We start from the raw sequence: 18,770 nt of genomic DNA on the forward strand, positions 1-18,770 counted from the left end.
GCGCCGGACTGGTTTCAATCCTTCTTATGCTGGATGTATCAATTAATCTGATTACCTAAAGTCAAATCGTAACTAGCTGGTTGGTTTCAATCCTTCTTATGCTGGATGTATCAATTAATCCAATAAGGGGTGATTGTTTTGGCCCACTTACAAAAAAGTTTCAATCCTTCTTATGCTGGATGTATCAATTAATCTATTTGTGATTTGTTTGATAGTCATCAACCTATCATGTTTCAATCCTTCTTATGCTGGATGTATCAATTAATCTCTGAAAGCAGGTACTTATGTTGAGCCTATTCGTGGGTTTCAATCCTTCTTATGCTGGATGTATCAATTAATCCTGGAAAGAATGTAAAACTAGGGGAAAAAGCTATCAGTTTCAATCCTTCTTATGCTGGATGTATCAATTAATCCTAACACTAGCATTATAAGGCGGATCAGTCAACACGTTTCAATCCTTCTTATGCTGGATGTATCAATTAATCTTAGCATAGAACTCCTCCAATCTCGATAACCAGTCTCGTTTCAATCCTTCTTATGCTGGATGTATCAATTAATCCTAAAACCGGCAGAAGAAAAAGAAAATATAAAAATAGTTTCAATCCTTCTTATGCTGGATGTATCAATTAATCGCATAGCACAATTATTTTAGAAGGGTGATGTTTTTGAGGTTTCAATCCTTCTTATGCTGGATGTATCAATTAATTTAATATTAACTTTCCAATTATCAGGTTTGCTTAAGTTTCAATCCTTCTTATGCTGGATGTATCAATTAATCTTCTGTTGAAGCATCTGTTATGTTTGGCGATTCATGTTTCAATCCTTCTTATGCTGGATGTATCAATTAATCCCAATGATCTTTGCCAAATCCTCTTGAGAATAATGTTTCAATCCTTCTTATGCTGGATGTATCAATTAATCCGTTTTAATTTAAAATTACCTATATAACAGTAATCTAAGGTATTTTTCTAGAACATAACTCTCCAATAATCATGGTTATAATTATTCATATTAAAGTAATATCAGCAAAATGCCGCAAAAAATTAATCAGTTCAATTATTAATATATATTTAATTGTCAAAGTTCGTATATTTATGCACTAATAATTTTCCTTCAGAATTAGATTATTTTTTCACGCCTCAAGGTACCAAAACCTCTGCTGGTAGACTTCCCTAAACCAATATATTCTGGAATAAATACATTCGAATAAAACTCACCTACAAAACCTATCATCGTTTGATTTTTAAAATTCACAGGAATTTCTCTCAGTTTGGGAACTGTAATAATACTTTCTTCTATCCACCAACCTACTCCTTTAGCAAAGCTTAAAATATTACCAGTAATTATTTTTTTTAAAAATTTTACTTTTTCATCCTTAGTACCTCCTTCTATTCTAGTTTTATATATGTTATAGTTCTTTTGACTCAATCCTAACCAGGGTGATATAAAGCTATATTTATATGGTGGCATATCATATTTATTATTTACCTTTAACTCTATTGAATCAACCTTTAATTTTCCAGAAGGATTCAGGAACTTTTTATCACCCAGTACAATTTTATCTATAGATAAAAAATGTTCAATAATTAAATCTCCACCACTACCTAATCCAATAATAACAGGTTTATTATTAATGATCTTATATTGAATTAACGGGTATTTATATCTTAAGCCCCCGTCCTTTTTATGTTGATGAAATAGTACTTCTTCAAATTCGTGTGCAAAATAACCCCTTAGTTTATGACCATAACTTAAGGGCAGATCTTCCTCCAGATCATATGTTAATTGAACAACCTTTAACTCCAACTCGAATCAACTCCTGTTGGGTTTATTTTATACAAATATTTCTATAAGTACAGTCAAAACACCTTCTTTTGTATTTAGTTCTATCTGGATAATACCCTTTCTGGATAATTGATATTATTTCTTTCATTATTTTCCCAACATTACTGTATATTTTTGTATCCAGTTTAATTTCTTTCAATAGGTTCTTACTCCTGATGTATACAATATAGGCCCGGTTAACTTCAATATTATAAATATCAGCAATCATTAACCCATACATGGCGGCCTGATATTTATGTGTGAGAAAAGTCCTCTTTTTATATTTTGCGTATTTATAATCCAACGGTGCTGCTGTACCATCTTCCAGGAATAAAATCTCATCAACTATCCCATGTATATTATGTTTTTTTGAGTACATCTTTTTATCCAATATTTTCTTTTTAACCCCTATCTTTTTTCGAAGATATTTTTTATTAATCTTAAGTTTTCTTTTGTGCATATCACGACCCATCATAACCTTAAACCGATTTTTTTCATGTTGTGGAATTTTTAAATATGACATATAATATATAAACCGGGGGCAGTATAAATACTCCATAACCTCTGAAGGAGTTAAACTAATGTTACTGACTTTTACCATCCCACTCACCTACATAAAAAAACTATTCAATTTATCATTAACCATGGCTTTATCAAAAGCCTGTCCAATAATTTCTACTTTTTTAAAATCTTCCTGACACATTGGGAAGGCATAGACAGAGTCATTTTCAGGGTCAATCAACTCTTCTGCATATACCAGTAGTTCATCCAGAAGATTAGGTTCAATATCCCCCAGGAATACCGATTTTTGTACCCTGTATAAACCCTGTTCAATGGCCTTATCTGCTATTTTCTTGCGTGGCTTATCTTCAACAATATCATAAATAAACCAAACCAACATATTATCAACCTTCCTCTATAATTCTGTTGGCCAGGGAGTGACAATCATACTGAATCGTATTATTAATTTTTATCTCTCTCCCCTTATATCTAATTTTTTTATCAAAATAATCATTTAATTCTGTAAGAAGCAATTTTTTTCCTTCATCGTTAAGAGTTAATCCTCCCTGAATTTTATCAAAATGTAACTTACGGATTTTTTTTCTACTAAATAACTTCATTACTACTCTGTCTATATGGTGTCGGTAGGGTTCAATAAAATCAAAGACAAAAGACTTTTTATTATAACCATCAGTATGTAGAATGCCAACATAAGGATCTAACCCTGCAATAATTAATGCTTTTTCTACTTTGCCATATAATACACCATAACCATAATTCAGCAAACAATTAAATTCATCCTCAGCAGGTCTGAAACTCCTGCCATTAAACTTATATCTATCTGGCAAAAGAAAACTTAAGCTGGCAAAATACTTCCTGGATATATTACCTTCATACCCCATTATAGTATTTCTTACATCTTCAATATACCCTGTAACTTTTTCTAATTTATTACGCAATTCACAGATCTCTTTTATCTTCTTATTTATATATTTCTCTTTTGATTTAGAACGTTTTATAGCCAGATCATGTAAATGGTTAATCATATTATCTATTTTATCAAGCATAAATTCTTTTACCAGTTCAGTACCTTCTTCACTTTCTGCCAGCTCAAGCTGTTTCCTTCTAATATAAGTAGTACTACCAAGTTTAGGGTGCCAGACTTTTCCTAACGAACAACCAAACTCATCCAGAAACTGTATTTCAATATTATTTTCCAGGGCCAGTTTAACTGCATCTGTACTGATGGCAGCACCTGTGGTAATTAATATTGAACTAACCTTTTTAGCAGAAACCCTCTTTTTATCCTCTTCAGTCTTTATTTCAAACGATTTTTGTTTTACATGAAGGTAACTACCGTATGTGTTGATAACCAACTGCATCAATCTATCACCTCAAACTAAACCATATATATTAAGCAAACATAGTTGATTCAAACTTTTTTTTAGGTTCTTTAAGAAAACCAATATTATCATCATACAAATACTTTTTCTGATCCTCATAACTGACATACTTGATAAATCTAAATTTCTTTATTATATAGTGTTTTTCGTATTCTTTTAATTGGTTAGTATAAACATTAATTTTATATAGGGCTAATTCTTTGTTTAATATTTCTTTTTTGGCAATTAACCTATTTAATTTTTTTCTATCATTATAACTCAACTTAATTTCTTCATATATTTCTTTAAGTTCTTCTATCTTATTTTCTATATCTTTATTTTTACAAATAATTATGTTATCTTTACCTCCCTGTTCTTTTACTATTTTAAATTTTGAAATAGGATCCTGGTCAACTTTTTCTTTACTATAATTTAAATTACAAATTGCATTCATTAATTTATCACTTTGCCTTAAATAACTTTCCCTAATTCTCGAAAAATAATTTTTACTCATATCAATAAATGACTTTTTCTCACTTAAAACTTCTCTGCATATATCAAGTAATACTTTATCATATACTTTATTACAGTACATTTCTTCCTTATCATTTTTTAACATAATGATATTTACTTTGCCTTTTTGTGGCAACTCCCCACTCCTATTACAACGACCAGCAACCTGTATAATAGAATCTAATGGTGCAAAATCCCTGAAAACCTCTTCAAAACTCAGATCAACTCCTGCTTCTATTAATTGAGTTGATACAACTATTATTTTTTCCCCTTTATCAATCTTCATATTAATTTCATCTATTTTTTCAAGTCTATCAATTGGTGTTAGATTAGTAGTTAATGAGTAAACGTGATAGCCTTTTGAAGTAAATAACTCATCGACATATTTATATATATCTAATGCAGAACTAATAGTATTACAGACTATTAAACCGGTTTTACTGTTAAAATTTAATTCAAGATATCCCAAAAAATCTTCAATATTATAAGGATTTAGTTTATCTATAATTTTAAGATTAACTCTATCAAATACGTTCATTTCATTATACTTCTTTTCATTTACCAGATTAACAACGTCATTTCCATAAATTATTTCAGGTTGTGTAGCTGTCATAAGTAAAATATGAGTATTAAAATTTTTGCCAAGAATTTTTAATACTTTTCCAACTACATGATAATATTCTACAGGAATATTTTGGACTTCATCCAGTATAACTACTGAGTTAACGATATTATGAAACTTTTTTAAGTAACTATTTTTATTTCCAATAATGCTTTCCAGTAATTGCACAAAAGTTGTAACAATATTACCAGATTCCCATGATTCTAATAATAATCTGTCATCAAGGTATTTCTCTAAATCTCTACTTATCCTGCTGTCTTTTTCTAAGTCAATATTTTTTTTAAGTTCAAGAGGTGTGAGATAATGATGTTTTAATAAATACTTTGAAGGATTTTTTTTGTAAACTTCTTTAAGGTTAAAATTAATTATTTTCTCGAACTCATTAAAATTTTGGTCAATAATAGATGTATACGGTAGACAATAAATAATTCTTTTCCCGTAAGCGGAAAGTTCCCTTAATTTGTTTGCAAATGCAAATGATGCAAATGTCTTACCAATACCTGTAGGAGCAGTTAAACTATATAAAAAATTTGTATCTTTTATTTGTGAATGATTTGTAACATCTTGAAAAAAACTATTTCTTGCTTTATTAATAGGTAATCCAGGATTATATTTTTTTGGTTGCTCTTTCCTTTTTTTATTAATATACTTTTGCACATTTATATATTCTTCTGTCGCTCCTTTAAAATAATCATTATTTAAACTCGCAGCATCCTTTTTGTCAGTATCAATTAATATTGAATAAAGCAAATTAGTTACTAAAAATAATTCAATAGCCTTGTCTTCATTCTTATACTTGTCTTCAATAACTATTTCTCTAAATAATTCAGAAATATCATCTACTTCCACAACAAATTCTTCTAATTCACTAAATAACTCTTCAAAGCAATATTCTGTATCTTTTAATATATTATTATCATAAATATTTTTTACATGATTATATGTATTTTGTTTTATATCATTAATTTGCATTTTTATATGATAGAAAGTCTCACCACAATCTTCTACAGGGGATTCCAGGTTCCCATGATGTCTTTTAACAACCATATAACCTATCATTGCCATTAACCTGGTGTATTTTTTCTTGAGTAAAATATAGGCCAATATCGCTGATATTAAACCATGGTGAGAAAAAATATTTTCCTCACCATGGACTAAATAATTTTGAAAAAAAGTAGTTGACTTTCCAAAATCATGGACTGCTCCAATTAAAAAAGCTATATCAGTAAGTTCATCTTTGGATATTATAGATAAGTCTAACCGCTTGTTTAAGATAATATTTTTACAGCCTTCTGCTACATTTTTCAAATGAACTTCTAACTCTCTTTTTTTATTTGAAGAATAGTGTGAAAATAATTTTTCCAAACCAGTCACCTCACTGGAGTATAAAAACTTATATAATCATCTTTTAATTTTATTACTTCATAAAAAGACCCATTTATATTTGCTCCATTTTCTTCATAACAAACTTCAACAACCTTTTCTGGTTCTCGACCAGAGTTTACTTTTTTAAAGGATACTGGCATGTTGTCCAGAATTAGGTTATATGTTGTAGTATCATTTAATTTTTTTATATTATCCTTATATGTTAATGTTTTTAAATTCCCAGTATAATCTTTAATAATATCAATGTCCTCTATTAAATCATCAAATTCAGCAGTAGCTCTAAACTGCCTCTGCCCCAGATATATACCATATCCATATATCTTATTCTTTATTTTTGTTGCTAATTCTTTTAATAAAGATTCGTCCTGATGTGTAAAAAATACTTTATAAGATAACATATTATTTGCTGGCAGTAACAATTGCAATCTTACCTGTGTATGACCACCATCTTCTTTTAAATAATTCATACATTCAAAATGAGTATAACTTTCACTTTCTATTTTTACTCCAAATTTAGCCTGCTGAGGTGATAATAATTCATAATAACTATCCCGGGGTTTTTCTAAAATAGAAGCAACTATCCCCATTAAAACCGTTCGGGGAGGAATTTTATAAGTTAAAGAACTTTTATTGCTGTAGTATTTTTTGAAATGTGCAATTTTACCCTTTATTTTAAAAACCAGGACTTGGTTAATGTCCATAATAACAACTCCTACCCTAATAATTTAATTCATTTACAGGGAACGTATTTAATAACTTTTCAAAGCCATTATCTTTAACTGTTAGTTTATTATCTTTCCAGTAATTAATTTTTTTAATTTTGCTTTTAATGGTTGATAAATATTCCAGCAGTTCATCTATAACTAATTCAATATTATTAATATCTCTAACATCTTCTTCACGGACATTATAATCAAGAGAAATGTATTCTCTCAAATCGTTTAATGCTGTTTCATTATCATTCATTTCAACTCTCAGATATAGCCTTGGAGTTTGTCCAATTTTAGAACGGGTTCTATTCAATGGTATTGATTTTATTATAGCTTCATCAAGCAATTTAACATCGTTTTCTGTAAGTTTTGTATCTTTGGCAGCAAGACCATTGATACCACCGCTAAAAGCTATAAAAGAATATTTTACTCTATAGTCTTTACCAACACCTTCCCCAGAACTAAAACTAGAAGTGATAGTCTTTGACTCCTGTAATTCTACCTTATTTAGGGAGTATCCCCAATTAAACTGTACAGGTCCTGTTAAATGAGTATTACCACCAGATGTACCAAGAACTGCTCCAAAATATATTACATCACAACATTCTTCAGCAATTTTAGTAAGTTCCTCATCTGTAACTGGTTTATTTGAAGATGGTTTCCTTCCTAATATTTGATGAACCCGGTTTTCAGCTTTTTCCGCCTCTTCACTCACAAATAAATTTTTTCCCTTAACTTTCTGCAAATAATCCCTGATATACCTTTTTAATCTTACATCGCTAACTAAATTTGTTCCTGTGTCCCAATCCATCCTTGGTTTGTTTTCATTATCCATATCCCCATTTGGATTAGACCTTTTAGCATCATAAAGAAATAATATCTCTGAATTATTAGGAACTTTTTGTTTTTCAGTCATTTTATTTGTCATCCCCCTTATTATTCTTAGTCTTATAGTATTTATGACCTAAGTACCTACCAAAAGAAATACCAGACAATATATAAAATACTACTTCATCTTTATTAAGACTGGAATTTTCAATTCCCTGAATTCGATCAATCATTTGTGAATGTAGTAACTGATTACATGTATATTTATCATGAATATGTAAAATCTCAGTTATGTCGTTAACGAATTTGCTAACTTGTCTCACAGACATTCCATCAAAACTAAGCTTATCAAGAATACTGGCTGATTTATTTTCTTTTTGTTGTTTTTTTAGTACTTCATTCATTAAAACTCCAAGTAAAAAAAGTCCCTGTCGATATTTGTTATTTTTATAAGTTTCAGCATGAGTACTGAAAAACTCTTTTATATCAGAGTTTTCAATAGGAATTGAACTTGTTCCTTCAGACATTTTAAAACCTCCTTTTATTTCAGTAATTTCATTTAACCAGGTTAGTAACAGATTCATTTTCATTGGATTATAGATAATTTCTTCAACTCTTTTACTATTCTTAAAATATCTTTTCCTAAGTATAAAATTAAATTGCTTAATTAAGTAGTTATAATTTACTGACCGGCCCTTTAATATTGAATTCAGTAAACTTAATAATTCTTTTCTGTATAATTTAGGATCAGGGTTTTTATGGGATTCAGTGTTTGGAAATAGAAGCCAGTAAATATCATTAAATGTTAGTTTATACAAATTAAAATATTTGTTTGGATAAATTAATTTCATATTTAAATTATATAAATTTTTTATTATCTGACTAATATGGTTGTAAGCCACATCATTAATACTTTCCGATACAACAAATGCTGCATTTTGCCCCTTTGGTTTAAACCAAAATAAGAAGTTAACCTTCAAATTACTATTTGCAATACTGTTTATTGCTTCAATATTTTTTTTAAAAGATTTATTATTATCAGATAAAATACTTTTAATTACTTCAATCTCTGTTTTATACTTTTTACAGTAAGCAATGTTTGTTGGTATAACATAATAGTCAAGTTGGTTAAATAGTTTACCAGAAAAATCTTTTTTTACTTTGGCAATTCCCGCCATGACTTTTAGATAACAGTCCTGACATATACCAAATGATTTGTACGCATTTTTTCTTTCAAGATTTTCATAAAAATAGGGACTACTTGTAACATAAAATTTTGTAGGAATATCTATTTTCCCTGTTATTAATTTATTTTCATTACAAACTCCACATAAAGCATTATCCCTTGCCATTTTGTCTGAATTTGAAGTATCGAAAAATCTTTGTTGAAGAATATAATATACAACTTCCACATAAGGAGCCTTATATATGCTTTCAAGTATTCTTTTACCATTTATATGTATAGAAAAAATGTTAAGTTCATTCTTTAAAAAATTTTGCGTTGTTGATATAGCAAGACTTATTTGTTTTTCATAATACTTTTTTATATCCTTTATGGTTAATATTTCTGTGTTAACTACTTCCCCGTTTATATATTTATTTATCTCTTTTGCTTTTTCTGCATTACCCCTTTTTTCGTATTTATCAATTTCACTTCTTAAATATTTTACTATTTCTTTTTTTTGATGTGATACATTTTTATCTACAGATAAATAACTTATCGGTCTTCCAAAATAATCTCTACCAACTACTATGTAGAACTTATTTTTTATCATATTTAACCAATCTAAAAAATCCTCAATATTTTTGATCTTAAGTTTATCAATTTCTTTTTCTATATAGTAAATCAAATGTGGTATTGTTAATAAGTGATAATTGTAGTTATCAGTTGTAAAATAAGTTTTACTACTATTTGATGCCTTTAAATCAAATCCAAAAAATTCTTCTCTGTTTTTTTCATATAATTCTTTTCCTAGTTTAATCTCAATCTCTTCTTTTTCAGTGTCCAGATTTATAATTACTTCTCTATATTTGTCTGCATCTTTATCCCCACTATCTGGTTCATTTGGAATAATAGTCTGTGTCTCTAGAAATTTTTGCTTTTTTTCACTATCTGACAATCCTTGTAGTTCTATTTCACCTAGTTCTTTGAATGAGTTAATCACTCTTTACACCTCCTTCTTTAAATTATGATTATTAAAATAACATTAATTTGATAACATTTTACATTTAACATAGTTATTCAAAAACTAACCATTTCTTACAGAAATATTTATTGAATATCCTCTATTAGATATCATACCACACACCTGTGACAACTTCTGTCTCAAACATGTGTTTTTTTGTATATATTACTCATTTTTTTAATTTCATTGATTACATTTTCCTTTAAACTCTCCGGTCGTACTACCTCAACTTCTGAACCGTGTTGTAATATCCAGCCCATAATTTCCTGCATACTACCAGTAGTTACCTCAAATCTAATTTTATCATCACCTAGTTCTACTATCTGGTGTTTAACCTGCCATTTCCTTTCCTTTACCAGTTTTGCTGAAGTTCCTTTAAATAACAATACAACCCTTTCCTCTTTATCACCCCGTTCCACACCCCAGGCATTTTGCATATATTTTTCTACATCAAAGTCATCAGGTATTATATATTTATCACTGGTTACCTTAATATTCCTTATCCTATCTACCCTGAATAATAATACATTACAGCGCAGATGGCAGTAAGCTATTAAGTAATAGGCCCCATCCTGTACAAAAATTTTATAGGGGTCAACTTTACGCTCCCTTAACATATCACTACTGAGAGAATAATAATTTATAATAACAGATTGGTTACTGGCAATGGAATCATTAATTATGTTAATAGTATCCCGGTGTTTCGTCATATCTACAACAGCTCCCTGGTGAAATAAAATTCTATCCTCCAGGTCTAAAAGTACCTTTTTTACAGAAGATGGCAGTGAATTAATTATTTTGGATACAGCATTATTTAGTTCTTCCCTGTAGGGATAAACCTCATCTTCGAAGGCATGTGCTACAAGCAGTAGAGCCATGGCTTCTTCTCTTGTCATCCTCGGCGGTTTAAAATAAAAATCCTCCATAATTGCATAGGTATTCTTCTCCTCATCCTTAATTACCGGAATATGCATTTGTTCCATATACTGTATATCCCGGTAAATAGTCCGCGGTGACACACCAAATAATTCCGCCAGATCCCGTGCTCTCCATCTCTTAACCCCACTACTTAATAAATTAATCATTTTTAAAATTCTGTACAACTTACTTCTTTTCACTGTCATGACAACACCCACCCGGTTGAATAAAAAATATTTTACAGTACCCCTTACTAAATTACTAAATATAACAATATACCTGTTTATAAATTTCTATATAATTACATTAATTCCTTTATAATTTTACAATTATTTTCATAATATACTTTGATGTATACCGCACATAAATCCTGGTCAAATCCCCAGATTTGACACAGCTATTAATAAATGTTAACATTATGAAGACACATTAAGTGTTAAACAAACATAACGAGGTGAATTTTTTTATGTCAATTATTAAGAAAGCCGAAGAGTTGGGAAAAGAAATAGTAGATTCAGCAGAATATAAAGAACTGAAATCTACTGAAGAAGCAATGCAAAATGATAAGGAAGCCCAGTCCTTACTTAATGAATTTAGATCAAAACAGCAAAGGTTACAGATGGCCCAGGCCAATGGAAAGAATATAACCGAGGACCAGAAGAAAGAACTTATGGCCCTTCAGGCCAGAATGCAGGAAAATGAAAAGATTAAAAACTTCATGACTGCCCAGCAGAAGTTTAACCAGGTAATGCAAACCGTTAACCAGGCCATTACAGGTATAATCGCCGGTCAGCATGCCTAATAGTTATTTATAAACAAAAAAAATAGCCCTGTCCAGCCTTTACTGGCTGTTCAGGGCTTTTTTATAATTTACTGAATAAAAATGCGGGACGTGTCTTTTCCATATTGTCTCTGATGACCACTAACAACACCTGATTGCTGCTATATGTTTTTTGCTTCCCCGGGAATAATTAATCTATCCGGTTCTAGTCATAGGTTCTGGTCATAAATAACCTTTTACTAACTATAGTACAGGTTTAGTTAGCTTCAACCTGGCCTTTTTCGATGACCTCCCGATACCATAGGGCACTATCTTTTAAAAAGCGTCTGTTACCATTTTCATAATCAACATAAATGAGACCAAAGCGCTTGCTATAGCCATAGGCCCATTCAAAATTATCCATCAATGACCACACATAATAACCTCTGAGGGGAACTCCATCTTTAAGGGCTTTATATGCCTGCTTAAAATGATCCCCCAGGTAGTTAATCCTCTTCTCATCATGGATCTTACCTTCCTCTGTTAATTTGTCATCAAAAGCTGCCCCGTTTTCTGTTATGTAAAGGGGCTTATCGGTATATTCTTTATTAACCCTCACTAAAATATCATAAAGTCCCTGGGGATAAATCTCCCAGCCCATCTCTGTAGATGGCCTATCCTCCATTTTTACAACTTCAGCATTAAACAAATTATCTCCCGGTTTATGCCTGACCACCATCCTGGAGTAGTAATTAATGCCCAGGAAGTCAATATCCCTGCTTATTATATCCATATCACCCGGTTGGGTTGTAAAGGCCCCTAAATTCTGTTCATAGATGTGGTGTAATTCCTCCGGGTAACTGCCCTTGAACACTGGAGATAAAAACCATGCATTAATATAGTCATCAAGTAAAGAAGCTGCCTTAACATCCTTCTCACTGTCACCGGCCGGGTAAGCAGGGGTTAAGTTGAGAGTAATACCAATCTCCCCGGGCAGGTCTTCCTCCCTGAAGATATCAACAGCCATTCCATGGGATAATAACAGGTGATGGGCGACCTGAAGGGCCGTTTTAAAATCTTTAGTACCGGGGGCATGGTTACCAAAAGCATGACCCTCAAAGGCAACTACCCAGGGTTCATTATGGGTAACCCAGAGGTCCACCAGGCCGTTAAACTCTTCAAACATAAGCCTGGCATATTCAGCGAAATATTTGGCTGTATCCCTGTTGGTCCAGCCACCTTTATCCTGTAATGCCTGGGGTAAATCCCAGTGGTATAGGGTTATCATGGGTCTGATATTGGCCTTAAGAAGATTGTCAACCAGTCTTTTATAAAAATCAAGACCTTTCTGGTTTACCCTGCCTTTACCTTCCGGAAGAATCCGGGGCCAGGAAGTAGAAAAACGGTATGACCTAATCCCTATCTCTTTCATTAATTCAATATCTTCCCGGTACAGATGATAATGATCACAGGCTATATCACCGGTGTCACCGTTTTCAATTTTTCCCGGGGTATGGCTAAATCTGTCCCAGATGGATTCTCCCTTTCCATCCTCATTAAAAGCTCCTTCTATCTGGTAGGATGACGTAGCTGCTCCCCAGATAAAATCTTCTGGAAATATTATTTTTGCCATTGTTTATATTGCCTCCCTTACAGTCTATCTAATATGTTTTAAGATAGTATCTGATGATTACATTATAATATTTTTAGCATCATATAGCAAACAAATCCCCGAAAAAAGGGGATTTGTGTCATTAACTGTTATACCATTATTACTTCCAATAAACATTATGCAATAATTATTACTTTAATCTCGTTTGTAGATATTATTTTATAAACTGAAATGACCATCCATAAATTGTTTTTTCCATCTTTCCTTCATTTGAATATCAACCGGTAAATTATTAACAATATCATCTTTTTTAAATGAATAAAGATAATTGTTACAATATGAAACTATTATTTCATAAGCCCAGGTAATCTCTTTAGTTTTCTCCCTGCACTGTTCTGGTTTATCATTACATTTGTCTGGATGCCAGCTCTTTATTAATTTTCTGTATCTGTTTTTAATATCTGCTAAACTGGCCCTTTCACCCAGATCTAAAATTCTGGAAGCCTTATATACATTTTCTGGACTCAATTTCTTTTGCTGCAATCCAGTCTACCTCCCATACTTTTACATAGTACTTACCATTATATGGAGATGTTCAAAAAAACTTTATCCAGGTAATTGTAAACATAGTACCTGACAGCAAAGTACAGGATAAAGAATACTATACCTCCCCATAAGATTGCCGTATCAAAACTCATAATAAAACCAGGAGCGATACGGTATATGAGATAAACCACAAGAGCCAGTAAAGCCCTTATTCCCAGGGACACAGTTATATTCATGTTATTCTTTACAGCAGCGGTGGGATTAGTCCAGTTCAAAATGGGCCGGTAAATATCAATTATTATATCCACAGTCGATAGAAACAGGGTTGCCCCCAGGCAGAAAAAGCTACCCAGCATTATCATCTTTACTGTCAGAGGCATAATGAAGGCAGAAACAGTCAGAAGCAAAGCCGAACCAAACAGGCTTATCAAAACTGTGGTTAAAACCCGGTAACGTATATTATCTGCTGCCTTTATAGGTAGCACTTTTGTCTCCCAGAAGGCCTGCCCTTCCCTGGTTATGGCCGTTGCTGATGTATTTCCCACTATGGCCGGTGATGTAATTATCCCCGTAAAAATCAGTATTAAAAAGGGTTTCATTCCGGGATTATTGAGCATTTCAAGGGAAAACTGCCCACTGATACTGAGGACAAGAAACATTATTACCGGAACCAGAATGGTGAGGAAAGTATTCATAAAAAAGGTCGGCTGTTTTAAGATAATCAGAATATTACGTTTAAGCAGCTGATAACCCTGGCTGTGTTGCCTGTAATATATCTTACCTGAGGCCCGGGAAACATCCTGGGAATAGGCCATAAGAGCCCGCCTGAAAAAAAGTCTGGCCAATGACTGCAGGATAAAAAAGAAGACCACATTAAGCCCTATAAAATACAGGCCATACCTGGGTGACCCCATAAGCATCCTGGTCATCCAGATACTGGGGGGGAACCTTAAGCCAACCAACCCCAGAAGCCCCTCTTTTGTTACCAGGGCCTTCTGGATAAATTCAGGATTGGCAAGATACCTGGTCAGGGTCATCTGGATAAATATTATAGCTATTAGTAGTAAAAAATTACTCAAAATTGTAAAGAGATTACGACGGCTATTATCTATTAAAAACCTGTTGAGTAATAAAACCAGTAATGCCGAAATCAATAATGGGAGTACAGGAGCCAGTAATAAGACTAAAAGCCCCAGCAGAAAAAATTGCAGGGTAAGCCCGATTTTAATAATGTAAACAATAAAAGCCGGCCCCATAAAAATCAGGGTTATCCCCAGTAGATAAATATAGACCGTACTCAGCTTGGCAAAGACAATAGTATCCTCTCTGACGGGCAGGGCTGTCAGAAACTTAAGGTCTCTGGCAAAGAAAAAAACAGAGACTATAAAGGGAAGCCCGAGGAAAAACATTAGCATTACGGCATTGACATACATTGTTGTAATCATCAGTTCCGGGTGATTAAGTTTAGCAAAGGCATCAAAGGTCAATATCGAGAAGTTAATAGCCGGTATTGCCAGGATAAATACAAGGGCAACCTGGAGTAACCGGGCCAGTTTATTATTTTTTACATTAATACTCTCCTGAGCCCTGCCGATAAAATCTTTAATCTGAATAAGTGTCAGTGATTTTAATTTATTCATTATCAGTCAACTCCAGGAAAATATCTTCAAGGGTTTTATCTTTATTTCTCTTGATGTTTTCCAGGGTATCACAGGCAATCAATTTCCCCCTGTTAATAATGGCCACCCGGTCACAGAGGTTTTCAACCACCTCGAGGATGTGGGAGGAAAAAAAGACAGTACCTCCATTCTCACAGTGGTATCTCATAATATCCTTAAGAATCCGCGCTGAACGGGGATCAAGGCCACTCAGAGGCTCATCGAGAATAAAAAGATTGGGATCAGGGATTAAAGCTCCTGATATTAAAAGCTTCTGCTTCATACCATGGGAGTAAGAATTGATGGGCCTCGTCAGGTCATCATATATCTCAAAATCCCGGGTAAATTTTTCAATTCTCTCCCGCCTGACATCTACTGGAACCTCATACATATCGGCAATAAAATTAAGATAATCTATTCCCCTGATGGATTTAAAGATTTCGGGGTGGTCTGGTACATATGTAAAATTGCGTTTGGCTTCAATGGGTTTATCACTAATATCCCGTCCATTTATTGTTATCCTCCCTTTAGTCGGGGATAAAATGCCAGTGATCATCCTGATAGTGGTAGTTTTCCCGGCCCCGTTTGGGCCAACAAACCCGAATATTTCTCCTTTACTGATTTCAAGGGATAAATTGTCGACTGCATACTTTTTTCCATCATAACTTTTACTTACATTTTCCAGAATAAGCATTTTAGTTATACCCCCAATTGTCTTTCATTTAATATAATATCCTTTCAAACCTTTAATTATATTATATATTATACATTTATATCTTTTTTCCTTTTATTTATGGTTAAACATACTATAGTTAAACATAAAAAATAGTTAAACATAAAAAAAAGCCCCCGGAATATGGAGGCTTTAACCCAGTCGCATTTAATCCAGTCATAATATTAAATCTTTATCACTTACATCTTCAGGGGCAAAAATAACAAGCCCTTCTTCAGGAGAACTTTCCTCTGTCCTTTCAAAATTAATACTATCCCCGACACAGTCTACCCGGATATACCCTTCCCCGGTCTTGATAAAGCCTTTAATCCGGTAGGTTTTACTGGCAACTTCCTCGAGAAATTCTACCAATCTGTCTTTGCTGACTTCCCCGTCAGGCTTTAAAAAATAACATTGAGGTCTATCTGAAGTCAGTTCATCACAGGTCAAAGAGCAGGAACAATTACATGTACAGCTGCTTCCGGTCTTAACCTCAAAAAATGGTAAATCTGACCTGCCGTAACTGGTCTTAATGATTTCTGCCTGAGGGTTTAAACCTTTTACTTTTTCTTCTATAACCTTTATTAAATCTGCTTCAACTAGGTCTATCTTGTTAATTAAAACAATATCACTGTACTGGATCTGTTCCCTCACTGCATTAACTGACTGGCTGAGGACCATAAAACTGGAGGCATCAACCACACAGACCATACCGTGGTAGTTAAACCTCCCCGGAGCCAGTTTATTAACATCTTCTAAAATGTTATCAAGGCTTGAGGGTCGGGCCATTCCGGTACTCTCTACAAAGAGACAATCGACGGGTAAATCTTGATAGGAGATAATGCTTTCCACAAAGGAACCGGAAAGACAGCTGCAAAATATTGAGCCATTATTTATTTCGGTTACCTTCATATCTGTATCACTGTCTAACAATTTGACATCTACATTTATTTCCCCGAACTCATTGACAATAACCCCGAGGTTTTTTCCACTATTATTTTTGAGCAGGTTATTTAAAAAGGTTGTCTTCCCCGAACCCAGAAATCCAGTTATAAAAAACATATCAATCTGTTTACCAGGCCCTGTTACAGGCATTTTTCAACCTCCTCTAAGAGTTCCCTGCGGTTGGGGACAATTGATGAAAACTTCAATTCACCATTTATATAAATACTCGGTAGTTTTTCAACCCCCATTTTCTTGATCCGGGCAATATTTTCCGGGGTAGTATACTTATACTCCACCACCTCGACTTTATCGCCGAAGTGTTTGCCGGCCTCAACTGCCGCTGCCTTCATATAGGTACAGGCAGCACAGGTATCAGAATCAAGGGTAAATACCTCAATTAATGGCTTCTCCAGGGCATCATAATCAGGTAATTCTACCTCTATGTCCTCTTCCCTGACCTCATAATTTTTAACCATCTCCCTGACCTTTTCTGTCTCATGAACGGCCTGTTCAACTGCCACAGTATTTTCTACCGGGGTATCATAGGGCATATCACACCCGGGTGAAATAATTAGATTATCCCGACTAACTGAATTAAGTAAATCAACGGTATATTTCATATTGTCCTGCTGATTTCCGTGTAACATTACAGTCGTCAGGGGGATATTTCCTCCAATAACTATGCCATGTTTATCGGTAATCTCCTTGGCTTCAGGCAAAGAGACATTTTCGTCAACTGAAATACTATCAGGCTCTGTCAGGCACATCTCTTCAATGTTTTTGCTGGCATTCCCACAGACAAAGAAAGAAGAAAAGGCACCCTCATCCCGGATAAAGGCAAATAGTTCGGTATATGATCTGTTGAGAAACTCCTTAAAATGTTCAGGTGAAATCTGGGAAACCATGGGGTCCACGGCAGCGATAACATCCATCCCCGCTTCAATATAATAACTGGCTATGGCCCTGGCCACTTCAGTGGTATAGGCCATAAGTTTCTTTACATAATCTGGATTTAAGACCATATCCATAAACAGGTTGGTCCCCCGTAAATGGGATGCCAGGGTAAAGGGCCCACAGAGTAACCCGTAAAGGGCTGTTTTTTCCCCTACCTCTTCTTTCATTTTCTTCATAACATTGAGGACAAGGGGGATTCTGCCTTCATCCCGGGCAGGAATCCTGTCCGGAACTTCTTCACTCCCGGATAAAGGATGGGAGATTACGGTTGGCGGTGAATCCTCGGACCACTTTAGTTCACACCCCAGTATTTCAGCCTCAATCTGGAGATCAAAGGTAACCGGCTGCCCATCGGGCCGGTATATCTTGTTGACCTCCTTCAGGGACTCAAACAGTTTATTTTCATCTGTCAGTACCTCCCGGGCCGTATACCCTTTAAGCTTACCGGCATGAACACCGGCAAAAGGCACCCAGGGAACTTCTTTCTGGGATCCGTTTTTAAAAACATTGTATATCTTTTCTTTACCATTCATTTTATTAACCTCCCCTTTTTTACAATAAAATTTTTTGCTGAGTTGAGAATTTTAATAATTTACTCCGGCCACATGTAGGAATTCGGATCATAGAAACCTGATATTAAGTTTTCCTGGTATCATTATAAAAGTAAATAGGGTAATATTATTGTAATTATTTTATAGATATTTTTATAATTT

16 protein-coding genes and 1 CRISPR repeat array (1 of these 17 cut by a window edge) are annotated in these 18,770 nt (G+C 33.4%); of the genes, 1 reads left to right on the forward strand and 15 read right to left on the reverse strand.

What is annotated here, in order from left to right; genetic code table 11:
• Positions 1-921: a CRISPR direct-repeat array (repeat unit 37 nt; unit sequence GTTTCAATCCTTCTTATGCTGGATGTATCAATTAATC) (it extends 649 nt beyond the left edge of the window).
• A gap of 198 nt (positions 922-1,119) precedes the next feature.
• The 9 genes from HORE_RS07910 to HORE_RS07950 form a co-directional block, all read right to left on the reverse strand.
• Positions 1,120-1,806, reverse strand: a complete 687-nt coding sequence (locus HORE_RS07910) for a CRISPR-associated endonuclease Cas6 (RefSeq protein ID WP_012636450.1) — start codon at positions 1,804-1,806, stop codon at positions 1,120-1,122.
• A 22-nt stretch (positions 1,807-1,828) separates the two neighbouring features.
• Positions 1,829-2,425, reverse strand: coding sequence for a CRISPR-associated protein Cas4 (gene cas4 / locus HORE_RS07915; RefSeq protein WP_012636451.1), 597 nt, complete (start codon positions 2,423-2,425; stop codon positions 1,829-1,831).
• Positions 2,426-2,434: 9 nt separating this feature from the next.
• A complete protein-coding gene (cas2, locus tag HORE_RS07920; RefSeq protein ID WP_012636452.1) occupies positions 2,435-2,725 on the reverse strand; it encodes a CRISPR-associated endonuclease Cas2 in 291 nt (96 codons plus the stop codon).
• A gap of 4 nt (positions 2,726-2,729) precedes the next feature.
• Positions 2,730-3,707, reverse strand: coding sequence for a CRISPR-associated endonuclease Cas1 (gene cas1, locus HORE_RS07925; protein ID WP_012636453.1), 978 nt, complete (start codon positions 3,705-3,707; stop codon positions 2,730-2,732).
• A gap of 31 nt (positions 3,708-3,738) precedes the next feature.
• Positions 3,739-6,207 (reverse strand): CRISPR-associated helicase/endonuclease Cas3, encoded by a 2,469-nt coding sequence (locus HORE_RS07930; RefSeq protein WP_012636454.1) that lies wholly within the window; start codon positions 6,205-6,207, stop codon positions 3,739-3,741.
• A 5-nt stretch (positions 6,208-6,212) separates the two neighbouring features.
• Positions 6,213-6,929, reverse strand: a complete 717-nt coding sequence (gene cas5, locus HORE_RS12495; protein WP_012636455.1) for a CRISPR-associated protein Cas5 — start codon at positions 6,927-6,929, stop codon at positions 6,213-6,215.
• 16 nt (positions 6,930-6,945) lie between these two features.
• Positions 6,946-7,854 carry a type I-B CRISPR-associated protein Cas7/Csh2 gene (gene cas7b, locus HORE_RS07940; protein WP_012636456.1) on the reverse strand — a complete coding sequence of 303 codons (909 nt, stop codon included), beginning with the start codon at positions 7,852-7,854 and terminating at the stop codon, positions 6,946-6,948.
• 1 nt (position 7,855) lies between these two features.
• A complete protein-coding gene (locus HORE_RS07945) occupies positions 7,856-9,931 on the reverse strand; it encodes a TM1802 family CRISPR-associated protein (RefSeq protein WP_012636457.1) in 2,076 nt (691 codons plus the stop codon).
• Positions 9,932-10,092: 161 nt separating this feature from the next.
• Complete coding sequence (locus tag HORE_RS07950) at positions 10,093-11,076, reverse strand: helix-turn-helix transcriptional regulator (protein WP_012636458.1); 984 nt, start codon at positions 11,074-11,076, stop codon at positions 10,093-10,095.
• A 260-nt stretch (positions 11,077-11,336) separates the two neighbouring features.
• Here HORE_RS07950 and HORE_RS07955 point away from each other — a divergent pair, with 260 nt between their 5' ends.
• Complete coding sequence (locus HORE_RS07955) at positions 11,337-11,672, forward strand: YlbF/YmcA family competence regulator (protein ID WP_012636459.1); 336 nt, start codon at positions 11,337-11,339, stop codon at positions 11,670-11,672.
• Positions 11,673-11,907: 235 nt separating this feature from the next.
• Here the strand turns inward: HORE_RS07955 and HORE_RS07960 are convergent, their stop codons facing one another.
• The 6 genes from HORE_RS07960 to HORE_RS07985 all read right to left on the reverse strand — a co-directional run bounded on the left by HORE_RS07960 (position 11,908) and on the right by HORE_RS07985 (position 18,590).
• Entirely contained in the window at positions 11,908-13,263 is a 1,356-nt protein-coding gene (locus tag HORE_RS07960; RefSeq protein ID WP_012636460.1) for a GH1 family beta-glucosidase, read from the reverse strand.
• Between the two features lie 198 nt (positions 13,264-13,461).
• Positions 13,462-13,785: a J domain-containing protein gene (locus HORE_RS07965; RefSeq protein WP_012636461.1), complete on the reverse strand. Its 324-nt coding sequence runs from the start codon at positions 13,783-13,785 to the stop codon at positions 13,462-13,464.
• Between the two features lie 38 nt (positions 13,786-13,823).
• A complete protein-coding gene (locus HORE_RS07970) occupies positions 13,824-15,428 on the reverse strand; it encodes a putative ABC transporter permease subunit (RefSeq protein WP_012636462.1) in 1,605 nt (534 codons plus the stop codon).
• Positions 15,421-16,140 (reverse strand): ABC transporter ATP-binding protein, encoded by a 720-nt coding sequence (locus HORE_RS07975; protein WP_012636463.1) that lies wholly within the window; start codon positions 16,138-16,140, stop codon positions 15,421-15,423. Before HORE_RS07975 ends, HORE_RS07970 begins: the two co-directional genes overlap by 8 nt.
• Before the next feature lie 195 nt (positions 16,141-16,335).
• Positions 16,336-17,253: a CobW family GTP-binding protein gene (locus HORE_RS12500; RefSeq protein ID WP_012636464.1), complete on the reverse strand. Its 918-nt coding sequence runs from the start codon at positions 17,251-17,253 to the stop codon at positions 16,336-16,338.
• Entirely contained in the window at positions 17,244-18,590 is a 1,347-nt protein-coding gene (locus HORE_RS07985; RefSeq protein WP_012636465.1) for a uroporphyrinogen decarboxylase family protein, read from the reverse strand. The genes HORE_RS12500 and HORE_RS07985 overlap by 10 nt, the downstream gene beginning before the upstream one ends.
• Positions 18,591-18,770 lie beyond the last annotated feature (180 nt).

This window comes from Halothermothrix orenii H 168 (assembly GCF_000020485.1).
Taxonomy (GTDB): domain Bacteria; phylum Bacillota; class Halanaerobiia; order Halanaerobiales; family Halothermotrichaceae; genus Halothermothrix; species Halothermothrix orenii.